At 38.6% G+C, this 19,167-nt stretch carries 23 protein-coding genes and 1 other annotated feature; of the genes, 22 read left to right on the top strand and 1 reads right to left on the bottom strand.

Translation table 11 applies throughout. The annotated features are described in order from the left end of the window. The first annotated feature begins 84 nt into the window (after positions 1 to 84). The 3 genes from ACIFOT_RS17165 to deoC all read left to right on the top strand — a co-directional run bounded on the left by ACIFOT_RS17165 (position 85) and on the right by deoC (position 2,979). A complete protein-coding gene (locus tag ACIFOT_RS17165; protein ID WP_430066565.1) occupies positions 85 to 834 on the top strand; it encodes a 16S rRNA (uracil(1498)-N(3))-methyltransferase in 750 nt (249 codons plus the stop codon). Positions 835 to 841: 7 nt separating this feature from the next. Continuing rightward, a complete protein-coding gene (gene mtaB, locus ACIFOT_RS17160; protein WP_430066563.1) occupies positions 842 to 2,215 on the top strand; it encodes a tRNA (N(6)-L-threonylcarbamoyladenosine(37)-C(2))-methylthiotransferase MtaB in 1,374 nt (457 codons plus the stop codon). 92 nt (positions 2,216 to 2,307) lie between these two features. Then, positions 2,308 to 2,979 carry a deoxyribose-phosphate aldolase gene (gene deoC, locus ACIFOT_RS17155; RefSeq protein WP_430066562.1) on the top strand — a complete coding sequence of 224 codons (672 nt, stop codon included), beginning with the start codon at positions 2,308 to 2,310 and terminating at the stop codon, positions 2,977 to 2,979. Positions 2,980 to 3,004: 25 nt separating this feature from the next. Here the strand turns inward: deoC and ACIFOT_RS17150 are convergent, their stop codons facing one another. After that, positions 3,005 to 3,937, bottom strand: coding sequence for a Na/Pi symporter (locus ACIFOT_RS17150; protein WP_430066561.1), 933 nt, complete (start codon positions 3,935 to 3,937; stop codon positions 3,005 to 3,007). A 226-nt stretch (positions 3,938 to 4,163) separates the two neighbouring features. On the opposite strand from ACIFOT_RS17150, the gene rpsU reads away from it, so the two are divergent. The 19 genes from rpsU (at position 4,164) to ACIFOT_RS17055 (ending at position 18,930) form a co-directional block, all read left to right on the top strand. Next, a complete protein-coding gene (gene rpsU, locus ACIFOT_RS17145) occupies positions 4,164 to 4,337 on the top strand; it encodes a 30S ribosomal protein S21 (protein WP_007087607.1) in 174 nt (57 codons plus the stop codon). A gap of 14 nt (positions 4,338 to 4,351) precedes the next feature. Beyond that, entirely contained in the window at positions 4,352 to 4,798 is a 447-nt protein-coding gene (locus tag ACIFOT_RS17140; RefSeq protein WP_430066558.1) for a GatB/YqeY domain-containing protein, read from the top strand. Positions 4,799 to 4,914: 116 nt separating this feature from the next. Then, complete coding sequence (locus tag ACIFOT_RS17135) at positions 4,915 to 5,103, top strand: hypothetical protein (RefSeq protein ID WP_430066557.1); 189 nt, start codon at positions 4,915 to 4,917, stop codon at positions 5,101 to 5,103. 71 nt (positions 5,104 to 5,174) lie between these two features. Further along, complete coding sequence (locus ACIFOT_RS17130) at positions 5,175 to 5,810, top strand: NfeD family protein (RefSeq protein ID WP_430066556.1); 636 nt, start codon at positions 5,175 to 5,177, stop codon at positions 5,808 to 5,810. Positions 5,811 to 5,826: 16 nt separating this feature from the next. Next, complete coding sequence (floA, locus tag ACIFOT_RS17125) at positions 5,827 to 6,816, top strand: flotillin-like protein FloA (RefSeq protein WP_430066555.1); 990 nt, start codon at positions 5,827 to 5,829, stop codon at positions 6,814 to 6,816. 20 nt (positions 6,817 to 6,836) lie between these two features. After that, on the top strand, positions 6,837 to 7,301 hold the full coding sequence (locus ACIFOT_RS17120; RefSeq protein ID WP_430066554.1) for a hypothetical protein: 465 nt from the start codon (positions 6,837 to 6,839) through the stop codon (positions 7,299 to 7,301). Between the two features lie 81 nt (positions 7,302 to 7,382). Beyond that, positions 7,383 to 7,685 (top strand): sporulation protein YqfC, encoded by a 303-nt coding sequence (gene yqfC / locus ACIFOT_RS17115; RefSeq protein ID WP_223591321.1) that lies wholly within the window; start codon positions 7,383 to 7,385, stop codon positions 7,683 to 7,685. After that, entirely contained in the window at positions 7,682 to 8,878 is a 1,197-nt protein-coding gene (gene yqfD, locus ACIFOT_RS17110; RefSeq protein ID WP_430066553.1) for a sporulation protein YqfD, read from the top strand. The genes yqfC and yqfD overlap by 4 nt, the downstream gene beginning before the upstream one ends. Next, on the top strand, positions 8,875 to 9,843 hold the full coding sequence (locus ACIFOT_RS17105; protein ID WP_430066552.1) for a PhoH family protein: 969 nt from the start codon (positions 8,875 to 8,877) through the stop codon (positions 9,841 to 9,843). The genes yqfD and ACIFOT_RS17105 overlap by 4 nt, the downstream gene beginning before the upstream one ends. 174 nt (positions 9,844 to 10,017) lie before the next feature. Then, positions 10,018 to 12,189: an HD family phosphohydrolase gene (locus ACIFOT_RS17100; RefSeq protein WP_430066551.1), complete on the top strand. Its 2,172-nt coding sequence runs from the start codon at positions 10,018 to 10,020 to the stop codon at positions 12,187 to 12,189. Further along, positions 12,186 to 12,656: an rRNA maturation RNase YbeY gene (gene ybeY / locus ACIFOT_RS17095; RefSeq protein WP_430066549.1), complete on the top strand. Its 471-nt coding sequence runs from the start codon at positions 12,186 to 12,188 to the stop codon at positions 12,654 to 12,656. Before ACIFOT_RS17100 ends, ybeY begins: the two co-directional genes overlap by 4 nt. Then, positions 12,634 to 13,020, top strand: a complete 387-nt coding sequence (locus ACIFOT_RS17090) for a diacylglycerol kinase family protein (protein WP_430066548.1) — start codon at positions 12,634 to 12,636, stop codon at positions 13,018 to 13,020. The genes ybeY and ACIFOT_RS17090 overlap by 23 nt, the downstream gene beginning before the upstream one ends. 202 nt (positions 13,021 to 13,222) lie before the next feature. Next, a complete protein-coding gene (locus tag ACIFOT_RS17085) occupies positions 13,223 to 13,624 on the top strand; it encodes a cytidine deaminase (RefSeq protein WP_430066546.1) in 402 nt (133 codons plus the stop codon). Beyond that, the gene (era, locus tag ACIFOT_RS17080; RefSeq protein ID WP_430066545.1) at positions 13,614 to 14,537 is read left to right on the top strand and encodes a GTPase Era; all 924 of its coding nucleotides are present in this window, start codon (positions 13,614 to 13,616) and stop codon (positions 14,535 to 14,537) included. Before ACIFOT_RS17085 ends, era begins: the two co-directional genes overlap by 11 nt. Positions 14,538 to 14,697: 160 nt before the next feature. Further along, on the top strand, positions 14,698 to 14,841 hold the full coding sequence (locus tag ACIFOT_RS17075; protein WP_430066543.1) for a YqzL family protein: 144 nt from the start codon (positions 14,698 to 14,700) through the stop codon (positions 14,839 to 14,841). A gap of 34 nt (positions 14,842 to 14,875) precedes the next feature. Next, on the top strand, positions 14,876 to 15,628 hold the full coding sequence (gene recO / locus ACIFOT_RS17070; protein ID WP_430066542.1) for a DNA repair protein RecO: 753 nt from the start codon (positions 14,876 to 14,878) through the stop codon (positions 15,626 to 15,628). Positions 15,629 to 15,677: 49 nt separating this feature from the next. Then, positions 15,678 to 15,863 (top strand) — a binding site (T-box leader). Positions 15,864 to 15,929: 66 nt separating this feature from the next. Next, positions 15,930 to 17,312 carry a glycine--tRNA ligase gene (locus tag ACIFOT_RS17065; RefSeq protein WP_430066541.1) on the top strand — a complete coding sequence of 461 codons (1,383 nt, stop codon included), beginning with the start codon at positions 15,930 to 15,932 and terminating at the stop codon, positions 17,310 to 17,312. A gap of 153 nt (positions 17,313 to 17,465) precedes the next feature. Beyond that, on the top strand, positions 17,466 to 18,098 hold the full coding sequence (locus tag ACIFOT_RS17060; RefSeq protein ID WP_430066655.1) for a helix-turn-helix transcriptional regulator: 633 nt from the start codon (positions 17,466 to 17,468) through the stop codon (positions 18,096 to 18,098). Between the two features lie 22 nt (positions 18,099 to 18,120). Then, positions 18,121 to 18,930, top strand: a complete 810-nt coding sequence (locus ACIFOT_RS17055) for a pyruvate, water dikinase regulatory protein (protein ID WP_430066540.1) — start codon at positions 18,121 to 18,123, stop codon at positions 18,928 to 18,930. Positions 18,931 to 19,167 lie beyond the last annotated feature (237 nt).

Raw genomic sequence — 19,167 nt, 5'->3', positions numbered from 1 at the left:
GGGGATTAACCCCTTTTTCTGCTTTCAAAATGAACTTACATTTAGTAAAATAAGGCGTAAAAAGTTTTAGAGAGGGTGCATCGTGTGCAACGTTACTTTGTTAAAAACCGAGCAAATGAAGAACGTTTTTTTATTGATGCTGATGACCGCCATCATATCATTAAGGTCATGCGCATGGATATTGGTGAAAAAATCATTTGTGTCGACCCGGATGGAAATTCCGCTGTCTGCAAAATTGCAGAAATTACCGATGAAAGAGTCGTTGCAGACGTTGTACAATGGAAAATGGAGATTTCAGAGCTTCCGATTTCAATTACAATTGCCAGTGGGCTTCCTAAAGGGGACAAGCTTGAGTGGATTATTCAAAAAGGAACAGAATTAGGCGCACATCAGTTCCTCCCATACTCTGCCGCTCGGTCAATTGTAAAATGGGATGAGAAAAAAGCAGCTAAGAAAATAGAGCGATGGCAGAAGATTGCTAAAGAAGCTGCAGAACAATCGCATCGCAATCTTATACCCCAAGTCTTGAATCCTTTGAATTTCAAAGCTTTGCTTGAAAAAAGTAAGGAATTTAAATATAAATTAGCAGCCTTTGAAGATGAAAGCAGAAGTGGAGAAGTGTCTACTTTTTCTGCAACACTTCAGAAAATGCAAAGCGGGGAATCCCTCCTGATCGTGTTTGGTCCTGAAGGAGGATTATCAGATGAAGAGGTAAAAGCCTTTAAAGACCATGGTTTTAACTTGTGTGGATTAGGGCCGCGAATATTGAGAACGGAAACTGCGCCGTTATATGCGCTTGCGGCGATTTCCTATCATTTTGAATTAATGAGGTGAACAGACAATGCCAACAGTCGCATTTCATACACTTGGATGTAAAGTAAATCATTATGAAACTGAAGCAATTTGGCAGTTATTTAAGCAGGAGGGTTATGATCGAGTTGAGTTTGAATCAATCTCGGATGTATATATTATCAATACATGTACAGTAACGAACACTGGGGATAAAAAAAGCCGTCAGGTAATTAGACGAGCTGTCAGGAAAAATCCTGATGCCGTTATTTGCGTAACGGGCTGTTATGCACAAACGTCTCCAGCGGAAATTATGGCAATCCCTGGTGTTGATATCGTTGTTGGTACACAAGATCGTACTAAAATGCTTGATTATATTGAGCAGTACAAGGTTGAACGCCAGCCGATTAATGGTGTCGGTAATATTATGAAAAATCGTGTTTATGAGGAGCTTGATGTTCCGTCGTTTACAGACAGAACGCGTGCATCATTAAAGATTCAAGAAGGCTGCAATAATTTCTGTACCTTCTGTATTATTCCATGGGCACGCGGCTTAATGAGATCCCGCGACCCAAAAGAAGTCATTCGTCAAGCACAGCAGCTAGTGGATGCCGGATACAAAGAAATCGTTTTAACTGGAATCCATACTGGCGGCTACGGTGAAGACATGAAGGATTATAATCTTGCAGCTTTACTCTGTGATTTAGAAGCAGAAGTAATAGGTTTAGAGCGTCTGCGCATTTCATCAATTGAGGCAAGCCAAATTACTGATGAAGTGATTGAGGTAATCAAGCATTCCAATATTATTGTCCGTCATTTGCATATTCCGTTGCAATCAGGTTCAAATACGGTTTTAAAAAGAATGCGCCGTAAGTATACAATGGAGTTCTTTGGCGAAAGATTAGACCGCTTAAAAGAAGTACTCCCCGGCCTTGCAGTTACATCTGATGTTATTGTCGGCTTCCCTGGTGAAACTGAGGAAGAGTTTATGGAGACTTATAACTTTATAAATGAACACAAATTCTCTGAACTACACGTATTTCCATATTCAAAACGCACGGGTACTCCCGCTGCCCGGATGGAAGATCAAGTGGATGAAGAGGTAAAAAATGACCGCGTACACCGCTTAATTTCCCTTTCTGACCAGCTGGCTAAAGAATACGCGTCCAAATTTGAAGGCGAAGTATTAGAAGTGATTCCGGAAGAGGCATTTACCGAAGAAGGCAAATCAGGATTATTTGTAGGCTATACAGATAATTATCTGAAGATAGTTTTCCCTGCAACAGAAGATATGATCGGAAAAATCGTTAAAGTAAAAATTACTAAAGCAGGCTACCCTTACAATGAAGGACAGTTTGTCCTTGTTGTTGAGGACACGAAATTAGTAAAAAAAGAAATATTTACAAATGAAGAAGCTGCAATCTAAGGACCAATATAGGTCCTTTTTTCTTTGGGTTCAGGGCATACTATTTTCAGCAGCAAATTTCTTTCTAATCTAAATTGGAGGGAGCTTGTAAAATGGCTAATAATGTTGCTGCAATGATTGACCATACTTTACTAAAGCCTGAGGCCACTAGAGAGCAAATCGAAACGCTTTGCCAGGAGGCTAGGGAGAATAGTTTCTTTTCTGTTTGTGTAAACCCAACATGGGTCAGCACAGCAAAGGAACTATTACAGGGAAGCGCTGTGAAGGTATGTACTGTTATTGGCTTTCCCCTTGGGGCTTCCACCCCGGAAACAAAAGCGTTTGAAACAAAAAACGCGATTGATCATGGCGCGGATGAAGTGGATATGGTTATTAATATTGGTGCTTTAAAGGATCACAATGATGAACTAGTAGAAAGTGACATCCTTGCTGTCGTAGATGCAGCGAAAGGCAAAGCGCTAACGAAGGTAATTATTGAAACAAGTCTTTTATCGAAAGATGAAAAAATTCGCGCGTGCGAATTGTCAGTAAAAGCTGGTGCTGATTATGTGAAAACTTCCACTGGATTTTCAACCGGAGGCGCAACCTTTGAGGATATTGCCTTAATGAGGAAGACAGTTGGTCCAGATATTGGTGTGAAGGCTTCTGGCGGTGTTCGTAGTACTGAGGATGCCCAGATGATGATCGAGGCTGGTGCCACAAGAATTGGGGCCAGTTCAAGTGTAGCGATTATCAATGGACTTAAAGTGACTGCTGATTATTAAAGAAAGACGGCCGGGCTTGGCCGTCTTATTTATTTGGTTTCCTATCATGTAAAAATAATATCATTTCACCAAATTTAGTCGCAAAAGGAAGGATGAGCAATGAGGATACTACATTAAAAATCACACTGATATGTGCTAATTGGACATCTTTTCGATTAGCAAGTAATTGTGCATGATCCGTTAAAGTCGGAATTAATGGAATAAATAACAAAACTCCAAATACATTTAGCCAGACATGAGCGAAAGCTGCCAATCTGGATTCCTTTCCTCCCCCGATAGAGGCGATAATGGCCGTAATACAAGTCCCGATATTTGCTCCAAGCACAATGGCAATTCCCGCATCCAGTTTGAGCGATCCTACCGTTAAAAAACCCATGGCGATTCCGGTCATCGCTGTACTAGATTGAATAATGGCCGTAATAATTGTCCCGGTTAATAAGCTTAAGAAAATATTGTCGTTTAAGGACAAAATAAATTTATTAATAAAGTCCATCGAGGTTAAAGGATGGGCCAGTAATTCGAACCCCTTCATTGCTGTAAAGACCGAGGCGATTCCAAACGTCAGCATACCGATACTCCGGGCCTTCTTGTTTTTAAATAAAATCAGGACGGCCCCACAGACAGCTAAAGGAACAAGAATGGCATCCAATTTAAAGGTAATTAACTCTGTTTTAAAGGTAGTCCCAATATTAGTACCGAGAATGATACCGATCGACTGTGGAAATGTCATAATCCTTGCTGAAATTAATCCGATGGTGATTACCATTACAGCTGAGCTGCTTTGAAGCAGGGCAGTTACAAATGTTCCCGTCAACATTCCCTTTAACGGTGAACTTGTTAGTTTAATCAGCCAGGTTTTCAATTTATTTGCTGACAAATTAAATAAGCCAAACCTTATAATGGTCATTCCAAAAATAAATAATAAAATACAAAGGACAAATAATAATATGTATAGCATGTCTTAGGCCCCCTCCCTTCATTGTATGGCTGCAGGTGAAGGGACATGCCACCTTGCTGGAAAAATTAAGACTGGCTATGATAATTTTGTTTTAAATATGTATAAAAAATAAAAAGCATTTTTTTACACTGCGAATTTCAGTTGACCTTGTATCAAGGTTATATTATAATTGCAAGGTACATGGATTGAATGTAAGTGTGTTGTGTTTCGGAGGGAGGGAAAGAGAATGTCTAAAACCGTCGTTCGTAAAAACGAATCGCTTGAAGATGCTCTTCGTCGCTTCAAACGTACAGTATCAAAAACTGGTACTTTGCAAGAGGCAAGAAAGCGCGAATTCTACGAAAAGCCAAGTGTAAAACGTAAGAAAAAGTCTGAAGCAGCAAGAAAACGTAAGTTTTAAGAGAGGGTGTAATCATGAGTCTTCTCGAGCGTTTAAATAATGACATGAAACAAGCGATGAAAAGCAAGGAAAAAGACAAACTCTCTGTTATTCGGATGGTTAAATCTTCATTGCAAAATGAAGCCATTAAGCTTGGAGTAAAAGAACTATCCGAAGATGTGGAGTTAACGGTCCTTTCTCGCGAAGTAAAACAACGCAAAGACTCCCTCCATGAATTTGATAAGGCTGGTCGTGAAGACCTAGTTGAAAAATTGCGTGCAGAACTTGCAGTTGTCGAGCTCTATTTACCGAAGCAGCTTTCTGAAGAGGAGCTGTCAGACATAGTAGCACAAACTATTTCTGAAGTCGGCGCAAAATCAAAAGCGGATATGGGAAAAGTGATGTCTGCGATTATGCCTAAAGTTAAGGGTAAAGCAGATGGATCACTTGTTAATAAATTTGTACAACAACACCTTTCATAAGTATTCTGACATTAAGTCCACAGGCTCAAGAGCTTGTGGTCTTTTTATTTTGCCGTGTTAGAAGAAAGAGTTGACTATTTAACACTGTTGATTGGAGCGGAAGGCGCGAAGACTCCTTGAAAATGCTATCGCATTTCCTTCGTGCGTGGGTGGATTCAAGGATGCAATTCAATGTCCTGCGGGAGTACGGGTCAGGGGAGACCCCGCAGGCGCTTAAGCGCCGAGGAGGCTCCCAGGCACGAACTAAGGTGCGCGAAGCGCCTGGTACGCAAATCACAGGTATGATTACACAGTATATTTACTGAAAAGTGAAACTTTCCCTTCATACATACGTATTGATTAATAACGGCTAAATAGAAAGAAAGGGGGCCCATGTATGATTGAGTTTCTTACTAACCCGATTGTGATCACTGTTCTTTTAACAATTGCGGGCGTTGGAATTGTTGTGGAGCTTTTTTCAGCGAAGTTTGGTTTGGCGGGCTTAGTAGGGGTATTGGCGCTGCTAATATTCTTTTATGGACATTTCCAAGCGGGATATGCCGGATTCGGTACATTGATCTTATTTGCCGGAGGTATACTTCTTATCTTTTTGGAGTTTTTCCTGCCAGGAGCCATTTCGGGGACTTTGGGTGTCGCAGCTTTAATTTTAAGTCTTTTTTTAGCAGGGGAAAACGCCTTACAGATGGGAGTATCTATCCTAATCGCCATTTTCATTTCTATTCTTATTTTCTTTTTGATGATAAAGGTTTTTGGCAAAAAACTCATCCTTTTTAATAGGATGGTTTTGTCGGAGTCAGCTAGAAAAGAGGATGGGTATGTTTCGAATATTAATCGTACCGAACTAATTGGTAAGGAGGGCATTGCGTTAACGATATTACGACCTGCAGGAACCGCCATCATTCAAAATGAACGAATTGATGTTGTGAGTGAAGGCGGGTTTATTGAGCAAAATGCCAGCGTAAAAGTGATTAAGGTCGAAGGTGCCCGGATTGTCGTAAGGGAAATTGAATAAATAGGGGGTTGGAAAAATGGTTACAAATGGAACAATCTTTGTTATTGCCCTTGTTGTGGTTGTGTTAATTTTTTTAGGAATTTTATTATCTTTTGTACCGGTAATGCTTTGGGTATCAGCACTTGCAGCAGGTGTCCGGATTAGTATTTTTACGTTGGTCGGGATGCGTTTAAGGAGAGTAACCCCAAGCAAGGTGGTCAATCCGCTTATCAAAGCCCATAAAGCAGGTTTAAATGTAACGACTAATCAGCTTGAAAGCCATTATCTGGCTGGCGGGAATGTAGACCGAGTGGTGAATGCTCTTATTGCAGCACACCGCGCAAATATTGAATTATCATTCGAACGCTGTGCTGCGATTGACCTGGCTGGACGTGATGTTTTAGAAGCGGTGCAAATGAGTGTTAATCCAAAGGTAATCGAAACGCCATTTATTGCCGGAGTAGCGATGAATGGGATTGAAGTAAAAGCAAAAGCAAGGATTACCGTTCGAGCTAATATCGACCGACTCGTTGGCGGTGCTGGTGAGGAAACAGTTGTAGCTCGTGTAGGTGAAGGGGTTGTATCGACAATCGGTTCATCGGACAGCCATAGCAAGGTTTTAGAAAATCCGGATTTGATTTCTCAAACGGTTCTTTCCAAAGGGCTGGATGCCGGAACGGCCTTTGAAATCCTTTCAATTGATATCGCGGATGTAGATATCGGCAAGAATATTGGAGCAGAATTACAAACAGAACAGGCTGAGGCCGATAAGAAAATAGCTCAAGCAAAAGCAGAGGAGCGCCGGGCAATGGCTGTGGCTCAAGAGCAGGAAATGAAGGCAAAAGTACAGGAAATGAGAGCGAAAGTAGTGGAAGCCGAAGCAGAGGTCCCTCTTGCAATGGCAGAAGCCCTTAAATCCGGGAATATTGGTGTTATGGATTATATGAACATTAAAAATATTTCGGCTGATACCGATATGAGGGGCTCAATCGGTAAAATTACAGGTGAGAAAAAAGCCGACCGCTAAAAAATAAAGGAGGCGGTAGTATGGAAACTTTAGTTTTTTTAATAATAATTGGGATTCTCTCCTCGATATTTGGCAAGAAAAAAGGGAAAAAACGGCCAATAAAAAGCAAATCATTTTCTATGAATACTTTAGATGATCTTAGAAACCTTTTCCAGGATGAAACAGAACGAAGAATACATCCTGTTCAAGAGAAAAAGAATTCTCATCAGCCAAAGCAACAGGATCTTGAAAAAAAATATTTACAAATTAAACAGGATTCGGATGTCATTCAAAAAGGATTTACGAATCCAGCTAATCTAGGACAACTTAAGAAAGAAAAACCTAAAGACCCTTTATTTGCTGCTTTAGATAATGATGGTGAACTAGAGTTTGAGACACCTAATCCAAACTCAATAATAAACGGCATAATCTGGTCTGAAATCCTTGGAGAACCGCGGTCAAGGAAACCATATTTCCCAAGGAAAAGGCAGGCTGAATCCGAATAAAACAATCCATCTTATTGGAGAAAATTGTGCTAGAACCCTATTTCATTTCATACATATGAGATGAAAGGGGGTTCTTTTTTTATGGCGAAAAAATGGGGCCAGAAAGTCCGAAATTGGATGGCTAAAAAAATGGATCTTCCTCAAGATGTCATGATGGATTTACCCCGTATCACAATGATTGGGCAGATTCATATTTATATAGAGAACCATCGCGGCTTACTTGCATACACAGATAAAGAACTCCGCCTGCTTTTAAAGCAAGGGCAATTATTGATAAAAGGGAAATCCTTTGTTATTAAAACGTTTTTACCTGAAGAGGTGTTACTGGAAGGGAAAATTGATCAGGTCATTTATATAACTGATAATCCAGGAGGAGCAAAATGAAGAACCAGTGGATAGAATTTATATTTGGCAGAGTAACGGTAAAAGTCTCAGGAAAGGGGGTTGAACGTTTTTTAAATATTCTAGCCAGAAACGGTTTGCAAATTTGGAATATTAAGAGGCATGGTACAGAGACCATTACCTTTAAAATGAGACTCGAAGATGCTAAAAACATCAGGCACTATGCAAGACATAGTGAGTGTACCATTTCCTTTTTGCAAAGAAGCGGCGTCCCTTTTCTTTTTAAAAGATTATTAAAAAACAGCGGATTTTTAATTGGGGCAGGAATTTTTTTGTTTATCCTTTTGCTTTTATCCAATGTCATATGGGGAATTGAGATCAAAGGAGCAAAACCGGCCACTGAGTATCAGATTCGAAAAGAGTTGGACAAGATGGGGGTTAAAATAGGCAGGCTGCAGTTCTTTGTCGACAACGTTGAAGGAATTCAAAGAAGGTTAACGAATAATGTGGGCGACCTTACATGGGTTGGTGTGGAATTAAACGGGACAACCTACCACTTGCAAGTGGTGGAAAAAAACGAGCCGAAAAAGCAGAAGCAATTATTACCCCAGAATCTAATCGCGAAAAAGAAGGCGATCATTGTTAAAATGGATATTGAATATGGCCAAAAGGTTGTGGATAAGAATGATCATGTGGAGGCTGGACAACTATTAGTATCCGGAATAATCGGTGAAGATGGTCTAAAACCGGAATTAGTTTCTGCTCAAGGTGAGGTTTGGGGAGAAACCTGGTATAAAAGCCATGTAGAACTCCCTTTTAATACGGATTTTAACGTTTTTAATGGGAAAGAAAAACAAAAGTATTATCTTTCATTTGGGAAGTTAGAAGTCCCAATTTGGGGTTTTGGAGAGCATGGCTTTAAAAAGTTCGAAACGGAAAAGATTGTTCATAAAATTCATTTCTTAAAATGGGAGCTTCCAATTTCCTATATTCATAAAACAATTCGGGAACGAGAAGAATTCACACGGACCTACACGAATGAAGAAGCGGAACAAAATGCACTGGAGCTGGCTAAAAAAGAAATAAAAAGCCAATTAGATGAAGATGCTATCATCAAAGATGAAAAAATTTTACACAAAGCGATTAAAAATGGTAAGGTAATACTAGATATCCATTTTAAGATAATAGAAAACATTGCAGTCGGGGCACCGATTTCCAAGGAGACTCATGAATGACAGAAAAATTAACAACGATCAAAGTACAGCTTGAAAATCCAGCAGAGGCGATTACGCTGCTAGGAAATTCTGATCAAAATTTAAAAATCATTGAGCAGGAGCTTGGCGTTTCGATCATCACAAGAGGTGAATCCGTTAGTTTGTCAGGTGACGAGGACAAGGTTTCCTTAGCCGGACAAATTCTAGATCGCTTAATGTTTGTCATCCGAAAGGGAATTAACATCAGCCAGCGGGATGTTATCTATGCCATTGAAATGGCAAATAAGGGAACGCTCGATTATTTTGTAAATTTATATGATGAAGAAATTGCCAAAAACGTAAAAGGAAAAACGATAAGAATTAAAACGCTGGGACAGAGGCAGTACGTTACTGCCATTAAGAAAAATGACTTGGTGTTTGGGATTGGACCAGCAGGAACAGGGAAAACATACCTTGCCGTCGTGATGGCAGTGAATGCCCTTAAGAATGGACAAGTAAATAAAATTATCTTAACAAGGCCAGCTGTTGAAGCAGGGGAAAGCCTAGGATTCCTTCCAGGAGATTTAAAAGAAAAGGTCGACCCTTACTTAAGGCCTCTGTATGATGCCTTACATGACATATTAGGCGCAGAACATACACAACGGTTAATTGAGCGGGGAACCATCGAAATTGCTCCTTTAGCCTATATGAGAGGGCGTACACTGGATGATGCGTTTGTAATTTTAGATGAGGCCCAAAATACCACCCACGCTCAAATGAAAATGTTTTTAACCAGATTGGGCTTTGGATCAAAAATGGTCATTACAGGTGATCAAACACAAATTGATTTGCCTAAAGGAGCAAAATCCGGCTTAATTATGGCCGAAGAGATCCTCCAAAATGTAAAGGGACTTTCCTTTGTCTTTTTAGAGCAAAGTGATGTTGTCCGTCATCCACTGGTTGCAAAAATCATCGATGCCTATGAAAAAAAGGCAAAACAAAACTAATCCAATTCGTTAAAGGGATGCACCTGATAATGGTTTATCCCTTTTTGATTTTTATAAAAAGGTGAAACTTGACAGAAAAACTGTTATCATTTTACATAACGTGTACTTTCAATTAAATTCAGTTGAAAACTCATTGGATCAGAATTTTCATTGGCCGTGGTTGGAGGGATTTGGGTGGATAAACTGCAGCAATATTTTATACGGATCCGGAAGCTGCTCGATATAACCTTTTTTCGAGTTTTATTTTTTCTGGTTTTAGGGGCTGTGTTATATGCCGCCATGTTTAGTAATGTAAAACCTGAAAAAGTGGATTTAAGCCTGTTTTCTGTTGCTGAAAAAACAATTCGTTCCCCAGGAACCGTTGAAGACAAGAAATCTACAGAAAACAAGCGAAAAGATGCTCTTGATCAAGTTCAGGATGTATATGCCTTAAAAAAGGAATATACGCAAAACCGAGTTGATTTAATTACTTCTATCTTCCAATCCGCAATTGAAGTAGATGATGAAGTAAAAGATGAAATGAAGAAACAAGAAGCGGCAGCCACTGATGAGCAGCCTGCAGTTTCTGAACCTAGTGTTGAAGAAAAAGTAACACGATTAAAAGGGAAATTAACACCTAATGTGACTAAGGATCTTTCTGATCAGGTTTTTTCTGCTTTAGTACAAGCGGGGCATGATGAGTTGTCGATTGCAAAGGATTTAACCGTAACAGCAATTAATAATGTGATGACCAAAAGAATTTCTGCTGACGATGTGGAGAATGCAAAAAAAAGAGTGGAAGAGGAATTAAAATTTTCAACCTTAAATGATAATTTACGGCTTGCTGCTATCGAATTGGGGAGATATGCTGTCATTCAAAACGAATTTTATGATCCCGTTGCGACAGAGGAGCTAAGACAGCAGGCAGCGGAAAGTGTAGAACCTGTAAAAATTCTTCAGGGCCAAATTATTGTGGAAGAAGGAGAACTAATAAACCAGGATATCTATCGGCAATTAAAGCTAGTGGGTTTAATTAATAATGAAGAATCCTTTAAACCTTACATAGGTCTAATGGTATTGATTGGGATTATTCTCTCTGCCATCTATTATTATTTTTACCAAATGAAAATTGCGCCAGATAAAAGGCAAACCTATTTGTTATTGTATGGCATGATTTTCACTCTTTCGATTTTTATTTTGAAAATCATTAGTATGCTCCAAGTATATAATTATTCTTGGATGGGCTATCTATTCCCTGCTGCCATGGGGGGGATGCTTATAAAAATATTAATTGATGAGAAGCTAGCTATCCTGATGGCGATTATTTTTGCTGTTTGCGGAAGTATTTTATTTAATGAAGGTGTAACTGGCTCACTAAATTTTTCAGTGGGAATTTATATCCTCTTTAGTGCTTTAGCTGGAATCCTGTTTTTGACAAATCAAAATCAGCGCTCGAAAATTCTCCAAGCTGGTTCATTTGCAGCAATTGTCAATTTATTGACTATTTTGGCTTTAATGTATTTACCCAATGGTCAATTTACAGGACTGGAATATGGGTACTATTTTATTACGGCCCTAATTTCAGGAATTGGTTCTGCCGTACTAACAATTGGATTACTTCCGTTCTTTGAAGCTAGTTTTGGAATTTTGTCCACTATGCGGTTAATTGAACTATCTAATCCTAATCATCCACTCCTAAGAAAGATTTTAATGGAGGCACCAGGTACATATCATCATAGTGTGATGGTCGCTAACTTATCGGAATCTGCCTGTGAAGCAATTGGAGCAAATGGGCTATTAGCCAGAGTCGGAAGCTATTATCATGATATTGGAAAAACCAAAAGGCCAAACTTCTTTATAGAAAACCAAATCCATCATGACAATCCCCATGATCGTCTGCCGCCGGAAAAAAGTGCACAAATCATTATTGCTCATGTCATTGATGGTTCAAATATTTTGAGGAAATATCATATGCCAAAAGAAATTATTGATATCGCCGAGCAGCATCATGGTACAACGCTTTTGAAATTTTTTTATCATAAGGCGAATCAAAATGGTGAAGAGATAAAGGAAGGGGAATTTCGTTATCCTGGTCCTAAAGCACAGACAAAAGAATCTGCTGTAGTTGGAATTGCCGACAGCGTAGAAGCGGCTGTCCGCTCTTTATCACAACCTACTCCTGAATTAATTGAGTCATTAGTAAAAAAAATTGTTTCGGACCGTCTGCAGGATGGTCAGTTAAACGAATGCGATATCACAATGAAGGAAATTGAAATCGTTTCCCATACTCTTTGTGAAACGTTGAAGGGAATTTTCCATTCCAGGATCGAATATCCAGAAATGAATAAGAAGGTGAAGCAAGCATGACATTACTAATTGATAGTGTTGATGAAACGAATGAATTATCAGACGAGCAAATGCTAGAAATAGAGAGACTAATAAATTTTGCGGCCAATAAACAAAACATTGAAAACCATAGTGAGGTATCCGTCACTTTTGTTTCAAATGAGCGTATTCAGGAGATTAACCGCGAATATCGGGATAAGGATGCTCCAACGGATGTTATATCTTTCGCGATGGAGGAGATCGGAGAGGGTGAAGTTGCTCTAATTGGGGCTGATATGCCTCGTATATTAGGGGATATTATTATCTCCGTTCCAAAAGCAAGAGAGCAGGCAGAAGAATATGGACACGATTTTTTGCGCGAGCTTGGTTTTTTAGCTGTTCATGGATTCTTGCACCTTTTGGGTTATGACCATATGACGGAGGAAGAAGAAAAAGAAATGTTCACGCTGCAAAAGGATATTTTAAATGAATATGGACTCACAAGATAAGAAAAAGATTTTTCCACTAATCCATTCATTTAGCTTTGCAATTGCGGGTATCTTGAATGCCCTTAAGAATGAACGCAATATGCGGATTCATGCTTTCAGCTCCATATTCGTTTTATTCGCATCGTATTTCTTTTCCATTACAAAGATAGAGTGGTTGTTTATTCTTATTGCGATTGGCGGAATGTTTGCGCTTGAACTAATGAATACCGCAATTGAAAGGGTTGTTGACTTGGCAACTCTAGATTACCACCCACTTGCGAAACAAGCTAAAGATTTGGCAGCAGGAGCAGTTTTTGTGTATGCTATACTTTCGGTCATAATTGGGATGGTAATCTTTTTACCGTATTTCTTTAGCCTTTTCTAACAATCGAGGGACGGATTTGAAAAGGGGAGTTTATTTCGGTAAAATGACTTATCACCAAGAAAATTTTAAGACAAATACATTTATGAGAAAATTCTAACTTTTTAAAATTTTTTATTACTTTTTATTTACAACTAATGATTTTCTCTGATTTTTAATGTAAAATAAAGACACAGCAGGTTTCTGCTGGAAAGGAAGAAAACTATTGAACATCGTTCAACTAATTGACGAAGCAAAAAATGCAAGAGAAAAAGCCTATGTTCCTTATTCGAAGTTTGGAGTAGGAGCAGCATTATTAACAACAGATGGAAAAGTATATAAAGGCTGTAATATAGAGAATGCTGCCTACAGTATGTGTAACTGCGCAGAACGAACTGCCCTTTTTAAAGCGCTTTCAGAAGGGGATCGGAATTTTCAAATGCTGGCTGTTGTTGCCGATACAGAGCGGCCTTGTTCACCATGCGGGGCATGCAGGCAGGTTATTTCGGAATTATGTCCAAAAGAGATGAAAGTTGTTTTAACAAATCTAAAAGGCGATATTCAAGAAATGACCGTCGAAGATTTATTGCCTGGCGCTTTTTCACCGGAGGATCTGCATGCAAAATAATATCATTACAAATAAAGGCTATAAATCTGGATTTATTTCGATTATCGGCCGACCTAATGTCGGAAAATCAACGTTTCTCAATCGGGTGATTGGTCAAAAAATTGCTATTATGAGCGATAAGCCGCAGACAACCCGCAACAAAATACAAGGCGTCCTTACACTTTCAGATTCCCAAATGGTTTTTATTGATACACCAGGTATTCATAAACCAAAGCACAAATTGGGCGATTTTATGATGAAGGTTGCACAAAATACATTAAAAGAAGTTGATTTAATTCTTTTTATGGTAAATGCTGAAGAGGGATTTGGCCGTGGTGAAGAATTTATCCTTGAAAAGTTTCAAACAGTTAGCACTCCAATCTTTCTTGTAATAAATAAAATTGATCAAATTCATCCTGATGATTTATTGCCGATTATTGAATCGTATAAGGAAAAATACAACTTTGAAGAGATAGTGCCGATATCTGCACTAGAAGGTAATAATGTGGAGCGTTTGCTTACGCAAATTAAATCCTTTTTACCAGAAGGGCCGCAATACTATCCAGCTGACCAAGTTACAGATCATCCGGAACGATTTATTATTACCGAATTAATCAGGGAAAAAGCACTTCACCTGACTAGAGAAGAAATACCACACTCCTTAGCAGTTGTATTAGACAAAATGGAGCGTAAAGAAGGTAAAGATATTATTCATGTCATGGCAACAGTCATTGTGGAAAGGGATTCACAAAAAGGTATTATCATTGGAAAAAAAGGCAGCATGTTAAAGGAAATCGGAAAGCGGGCCCGCGCAGATATTGAAAATCTTCTAGGGTCTAAGGTGTTTTTAGAATTATGGGTTAAGGTCCAGAAAGACTGGCGCAATAAGATGTCCCAGCTTCGTGATTATGGCTTTAATGAAGATGAATACTGATGAATAACCCTAACTAAAATATTATACAATTGACAAGATTATGCATGGACAACATTAACAATTTTTTCGTCTTATGATTTTTGCGCAGGCAGGCTATGATAATTGTAAGGTTTGGGATTGCATTTTAGGCTAGTCTAAATAATGAAAGGTGGGGTTTTCGATGATGGATTTTACGTGGAAAGTATTTACCCAGACAGGGAATATTGACACATATCTTCTCTTTAAAGAGCTTGAGAAGGAAAACCAAGAAATACCCGGTAATCTTGATGAAGAGCTAGCACATATTGATTTTCCCGTTTCATAAGCAAGTCTTTCGCGCTCTTTAGAAGGTGACATTTATGCTTCAGAAGTGTGAAGGCATCGTCATTAGAACAACAGATTATGGTGAAACCAATAAAATTGTAACAATATATACAAGGGAATGGGGAAAGGTTGGTGTTATGGCTAGGGGTGCCAAGAAGCCAAATAGCCGCCTTTCTTCCATTACCCAGCTTTTCACTCATGGTTATTTTTTGGTTCAAAAAGGATCGGGTTTAGGCAGCATGCAGCAGGGTGAAATGATTTCTTCCATGCGTTCCATTGGCGAGGATATTTTCTTAACTGCTCATGCAAGTTATATTGTCGAATTAACTGATAAATGTACAGAGGAAAAGAAGCCCAATCCTTTTCATTTTGAATTGCTTTATCAAACACTCAATTATATGAATGAAGGTTATGATCCGGATATTCTTATGAATATTTATGAAATGAAAATGTTAAATGTTCTTGGATTGTATCCAGTGTTAAATCAATGTTCCGTTTGCGGCAGTACAGACGGGCATTTTTCTTTTTCCATTCGTGAAGGCGGATTTATTTGTCACAGATGCCTTGAAAAAGATCCGTACCATTTTAAATTATCACCAGCGGCAGTGAAATTATTACGGCTATTTTATTATTTTGATCTTTCAAGGTTAGGGAATATCTCTGTAAAAGAAGAAACGAAAGTAGAATTAAAAAATGTTATTACCGCTTATTATGAAGAATATTCTGGTTTGCATCTTAAAACCAAGAAGTTTCTCAATTCAATGGCACAATTTCGCAATTTATTATAGTTACTGTTGACATTTTTTCTACTTTTAGTTAATATTTTCTTTAAAATTAATAATTGCGTTGACGGAGAGTAGTAATTAGTAAACTCTATAAAAGCGAACCTAGGACAGTGGAAGCTAGGGTATAGGGCACTAACGAAGGCGTTCCTAAGCAATCTTGTGTTAATGAACACATTTTAAAGAGGCTGCTAATTTAGCAGCAAATAGGGTGGAACCGCGGGTAACTCTCGTCCCTATGCTTATCGTAAGCATAGGGGCGAGAGTTTTTTATTTTGCAGAAAAAACTATTAAAGGAGCTTTTAAAATGAAGGTAACAATGGAGCAAATTGTATCGCATGCAAAACACAGAGGCTTTATTTTTCCGGGATCAGAAATCTACGGCGGACTAGCAAACACTTGGGATTACGGCCCATTAGGCGTTGAATTTAAAAACAATATCAAACAGGCCTGGTGGAAAAAGTTTGTACAAGAGTCACCATATAACGTCGGTTTGGATGCAAGTATCTTGATGAACCCTCGGACTTGGGAAGCATCTGGACACATCGGTAACTTTAATGATCCGATGATTGACTGTAAAAATTGTAAAGCCCGTCACCGGGCAGATAAATTAATTGAAAACGCCCTTGAAGAAAAAGGTATTGAAATGGTTGTAGACGGCTTGCCATTTGCAAAAATGGAAGAGTTGGTTAAAGAGCATAATATCGCCTGCCCGGACTGCGGAAGCCATGACTTTACTGGAATCCGTCAATTCAATCTTATGTTTAAAACCTTCCAAGGTGTGACCGAATCAAGCACGAATGAAATTTTCTTACGCCCAGAGACTGCACAAGGTATTTTTGTTAACTTTAAGAATGTGCAACGGACAATGAGAAAGAAGCTGCCATTTGGTATCGCACAAATCGGGAAAAGCTTCCGGAATGAGATTACACCAGGTAATTTTACTTTCCGTACAAGAGAATTCGAACAAATGGAGCTTGAGTTTTTCTGTAAACCTGGTGAGGAATTAACATGGTTTAACTATTGGAAGCAATTTGCTGAACAATGGCTGCTTTCATTGGGGCTTAATAAAGAAAATTTAAGACTTAGAGATCACTCTGAAGACGAACTTTCTCATTACAGTAATGCTACAACCGATTTTGAATTTAAATTCCCGTTTGGATGGGGAGAATTATGGGGTGTGGCTTCAAGAACTGATTATGATTTGAAACAGCATATGGAATTCTCAGGAGAAGATTTCAACTATATCGATCCTGAAACAAATGAAAGATATATTCCGTTCTGTATTGAGCCATCTTTAGGTGCTGACCGTGTTACTTTAGCTTTCTTAATCGATGCTTATGATGAAGAACAGCTTGAGGACGGCACAACAAGAACAGTCATGCATTTTCATCCGGCATTAGCTCCCTTTAAGGCAGCAGTATTACCGTTATCGAAAAAATTATCGGATGAGGCTAGAGAGGTTTTTGCTGCACTATCTAAGCATTTTTCAGTGGATTACGATGAAGCAGGATCAATTGGTAAACGTTATCGCCGTCATGATGAAATTGGTACACCGTTCTGTATCACTTATGACTTTGATTCCAAAGAAGATCAAATGGTAACAGTTCGAGATCGCGACACAATGGAGCAAACACGTATTCCGATTTCAGAGCTTGTTAGCTTCTTACAAGAGAAAATGGTGTTCTAAAAGAACAGCGTAAGCGTTTAGGCGCTGTAGCTGGACAATGAAAAAGGTGCGGGCTGCCGCACCTTTAATGTATATTTTAACGACTGTATTAATTTCAAAAGAAAATTAACTGGTATATAATATTGGTATAAAAGTATAACGATTTTGTATAAGGTGGTGAGCACAATCGAACTGACCAAGCGACAGGAACATATTCTGCAAATAGTTAAGGAAAAAGGACCGATAACAGGTGAACATATCGCCGACCAATTAAGCCTGACAAGAGCGACATTAAGACCTGACCTTGCCATTTTAACGATGGCTGGCTATTTAGATGCCAGGCCGCGAGTCGGTTATTTTTATACTGGGAAATCTGGAGCACAGCTGCTGACTGAAAATCTGCAAAAAATTTATGTTAAGGATTATCAGTCCATTCCAGTTGTGGTGAGCGAAAATGTTTCCGTCTATGATGCTATTTGCACAATGTTCCTTGAAGATGTGGGTACATTATTTGTAGTGGACCATAACTCGGCATTAGTTGGGGTATTATCGAGAAAAGATTTGCTTAGGGCAAGTATCGGAAAACAAGAGCTTTCCACCATCCCAGTCAATATCATCATGACTAGAATGCCGAATATTACCATGTGTGAACGTGATGATCTTTTAATTGATATTGCCAAAAAATTAATTGAAAAACAAATTGATGCCTTACCAGTAGTAAGAAAAACAGATAAAGGTTTTGAAGTAATCGGGCGAATTACGAAAACAAACATAACGAAGGCCTTTGTTACATTAGGTGATGAATAAAAAGAGGGGTGGATTTGGAAGAATGAGTATGCCAATCATTTACGTGGTTTCTGATTCCGTCGGGGAAACAGCGGAACTAGTGACGAAAGCGGCAATTAGCCAGTTTAATGGGTCCGGAATGACATTAAAGAGGTTCCCATATGTTGAAGACAAGGAACATATCGATGAGGTGCTCTCACTTGTTTCTCTTGATAAAGGAATGGTTGCTTTTACTCTAGTCAAACCAGAAATGCGTACATATATAACAGAAAGGGCTTCTGCGGAAGGGATAATTGCTGTTGATTTAATTGGCCCAATTATGGATCAAATTCAATCCTTTAGCGGAAAGACTCCGCTGTGTGAACCAGGTCTTGTTAGGAAACTTGATGAGGATTATTTTAAAAAGGTAGAAGCAATTGAATTTGCAGTAAAGTATGATGATGGGCGTGACCCAAGGGGCATCCTTAAAGCGGATATCGTTTTAATTGGTGTTTCGAGAACTTCTAAAACTCCTCTATCACAGTACTTAGCCCATAAGCGTTTAAAAGTGGCCAACGTGCCTCTTGTACCAGAAGTAGACCCGCCAGAAGAGCTTTACAGGGTACCAGTTGAAAAATGCTTTGGCTTAAAAATCAGCCCGGAAAAATTAAACAATATAAGAAGAGAACGATTGATTTCATTGGGACTAAACGATAAGGCAAGCTACGCAAATATTGATCGGATTAAAGAGGAATTGACCTTTTTTGACTCGGTCTTGAAAAAAATCAATTGTCCTGTCATCGATGTTACCAATAAAGCTGTTGAAGAAACTGCCAATATTATTTTAAATTATATTCAAAAAGGCAGACCCTGACACATAGTCATAAGATTATGTGTTTTTTATTGAAAAAAGAAAATAAAAAAGTTATGGCAAAATGATATTAATTGTACTATAATAAAAAATTGTGATAAAAATATACTTTTTAGGTTTAGACTTGCATGTGAACGAATAAACTATTTATTGTTAGATGTCAAGTAGGTCCCTGTAAAATCTCCTGAAAAAATTCGACATAAATCCTTTTTTATAAAATTAATAGCTAAAGAAGGAATA

The organism is Neobacillus sp. NRS-1170 (assembly GCF_050468025.1).
Note: the sequence above shows the minus strand (reverse complement) of the source record. Positions and strands in the feature narration are given on the sequence as shown.

Bases quoted from the DNA above. Each gene is read 5' to 3' on its own strand.
- ACIFOT_RS17065 (WP_430066541.1), top strand. From the start codon at position 15,930: ATGAAGGTAACAATGGAGCAAATTGTATCGCATGCAAAACACAGAGGC.
- era (WP_430066545.1), top strand. From the start codon at position 13,614: ATGCAAAATAATATCATTACAAATAAAGGCTATAAATCTGGATTTATT.
- rpsU (WP_007087607.1), top strand. From the start codon at position 4,164: ATGTCTAAAACCGTCGTTCGTAAAAACGAATCGCTTGAAGATGCTCTT.
- floA (WP_430066555.1), top strand. From the start codon at position 5,827: ATGGTTACAAATGGAACAATCTTTGTTATTGCCCTTGTTGTGGTTGTG.
- ACIFOT_RS17090 (WP_430066548.1), top strand. From the start codon at position 12,634: ATGAATATGGACTCACAAGATAAGAAAAAGATTTTTCCACTAATCCAT.
- ACIFOT_RS17150 (WP_430066561.1), bottom strand. From the start codon at position 3,937: ATGCTATACATATTATTATTTGTCCTTTGTATTTTATTATTTATTTTT.
- ACIFOT_RS17120 (WP_430066554.1), top strand. From the start codon at position 6,837: ATGGAAACTTTAGTTTTTTTAATAATAATTGGGATTCTCTCCTCGATA.
- ybeY (WP_430066549.1), top strand. From the start codon at position 12,186: ATGACATTACTAATTGATAGTGTTGATGAAACGAATGAATTATCAGAC.
- deoC (WP_430066562.1), top strand. From the start codon at position 2,308: ATGGCTAATAATGTTGCTGCAATGATTGACCATACTTTACTAAAGCCT.
- yqfD (WP_430066553.1), top strand. From the start codon at position 7,682: ATGAAGAACCAGTGGATAGAATTTATATTTGGCAGAGTAACGGTAAAA.
- ACIFOT_RS17075 (WP_430066543.1), top strand. From the start codon at position 14,698: ATGATGGATTTTACGTGGAAAGTATTTACCCAGACAGGGAATATTGAC.
- yqfC (WP_223591321.1), top strand. From the start codon at position 7,383: ATGGCGAAAAAATGGGGCCAGAAAGTCCGAAATTGGATGGCTAAAAAA.
- mtaB (WP_430066563.1), top strand. From the start codon at position 842: ATGCCAACAGTCGCATTTCATACACTTGGATGTAAAGTAAATCATTAT.
- recO (WP_430066542.1), top strand. From the start codon at position 14,876: ATGCTTCAGAAGTGTGAAGGCATCGTCATTAGAACAACAGATTATGGT.
- ACIFOT_RS17105 (WP_430066552.1), top strand. From the start codon at position 8,875: ATGACAGAAAAATTAACAACGATCAAAGTACAGCTTGAAAATCCAGCA.
- ACIFOT_RS17130 (WP_430066556.1), top strand. From the start codon at position 5,175: ATGATTGAGTTTCTTACTAACCCGATTGTGATCACTGTTCTTTTAACA.
- ACIFOT_RS17055 (WP_430066540.1), top strand. From the start codon at position 18,121: ATGAGTATGCCAATCATTTACGTGGTTTCTGATTCCGTCGGGGAAACA.
- ACIFOT_RS17140 (WP_430066558.1), top strand. From the start codon at position 4,352: ATGAGTCTTCTCGAGCGTTTAAATAATGACATGAAACAAGCGATGAAA.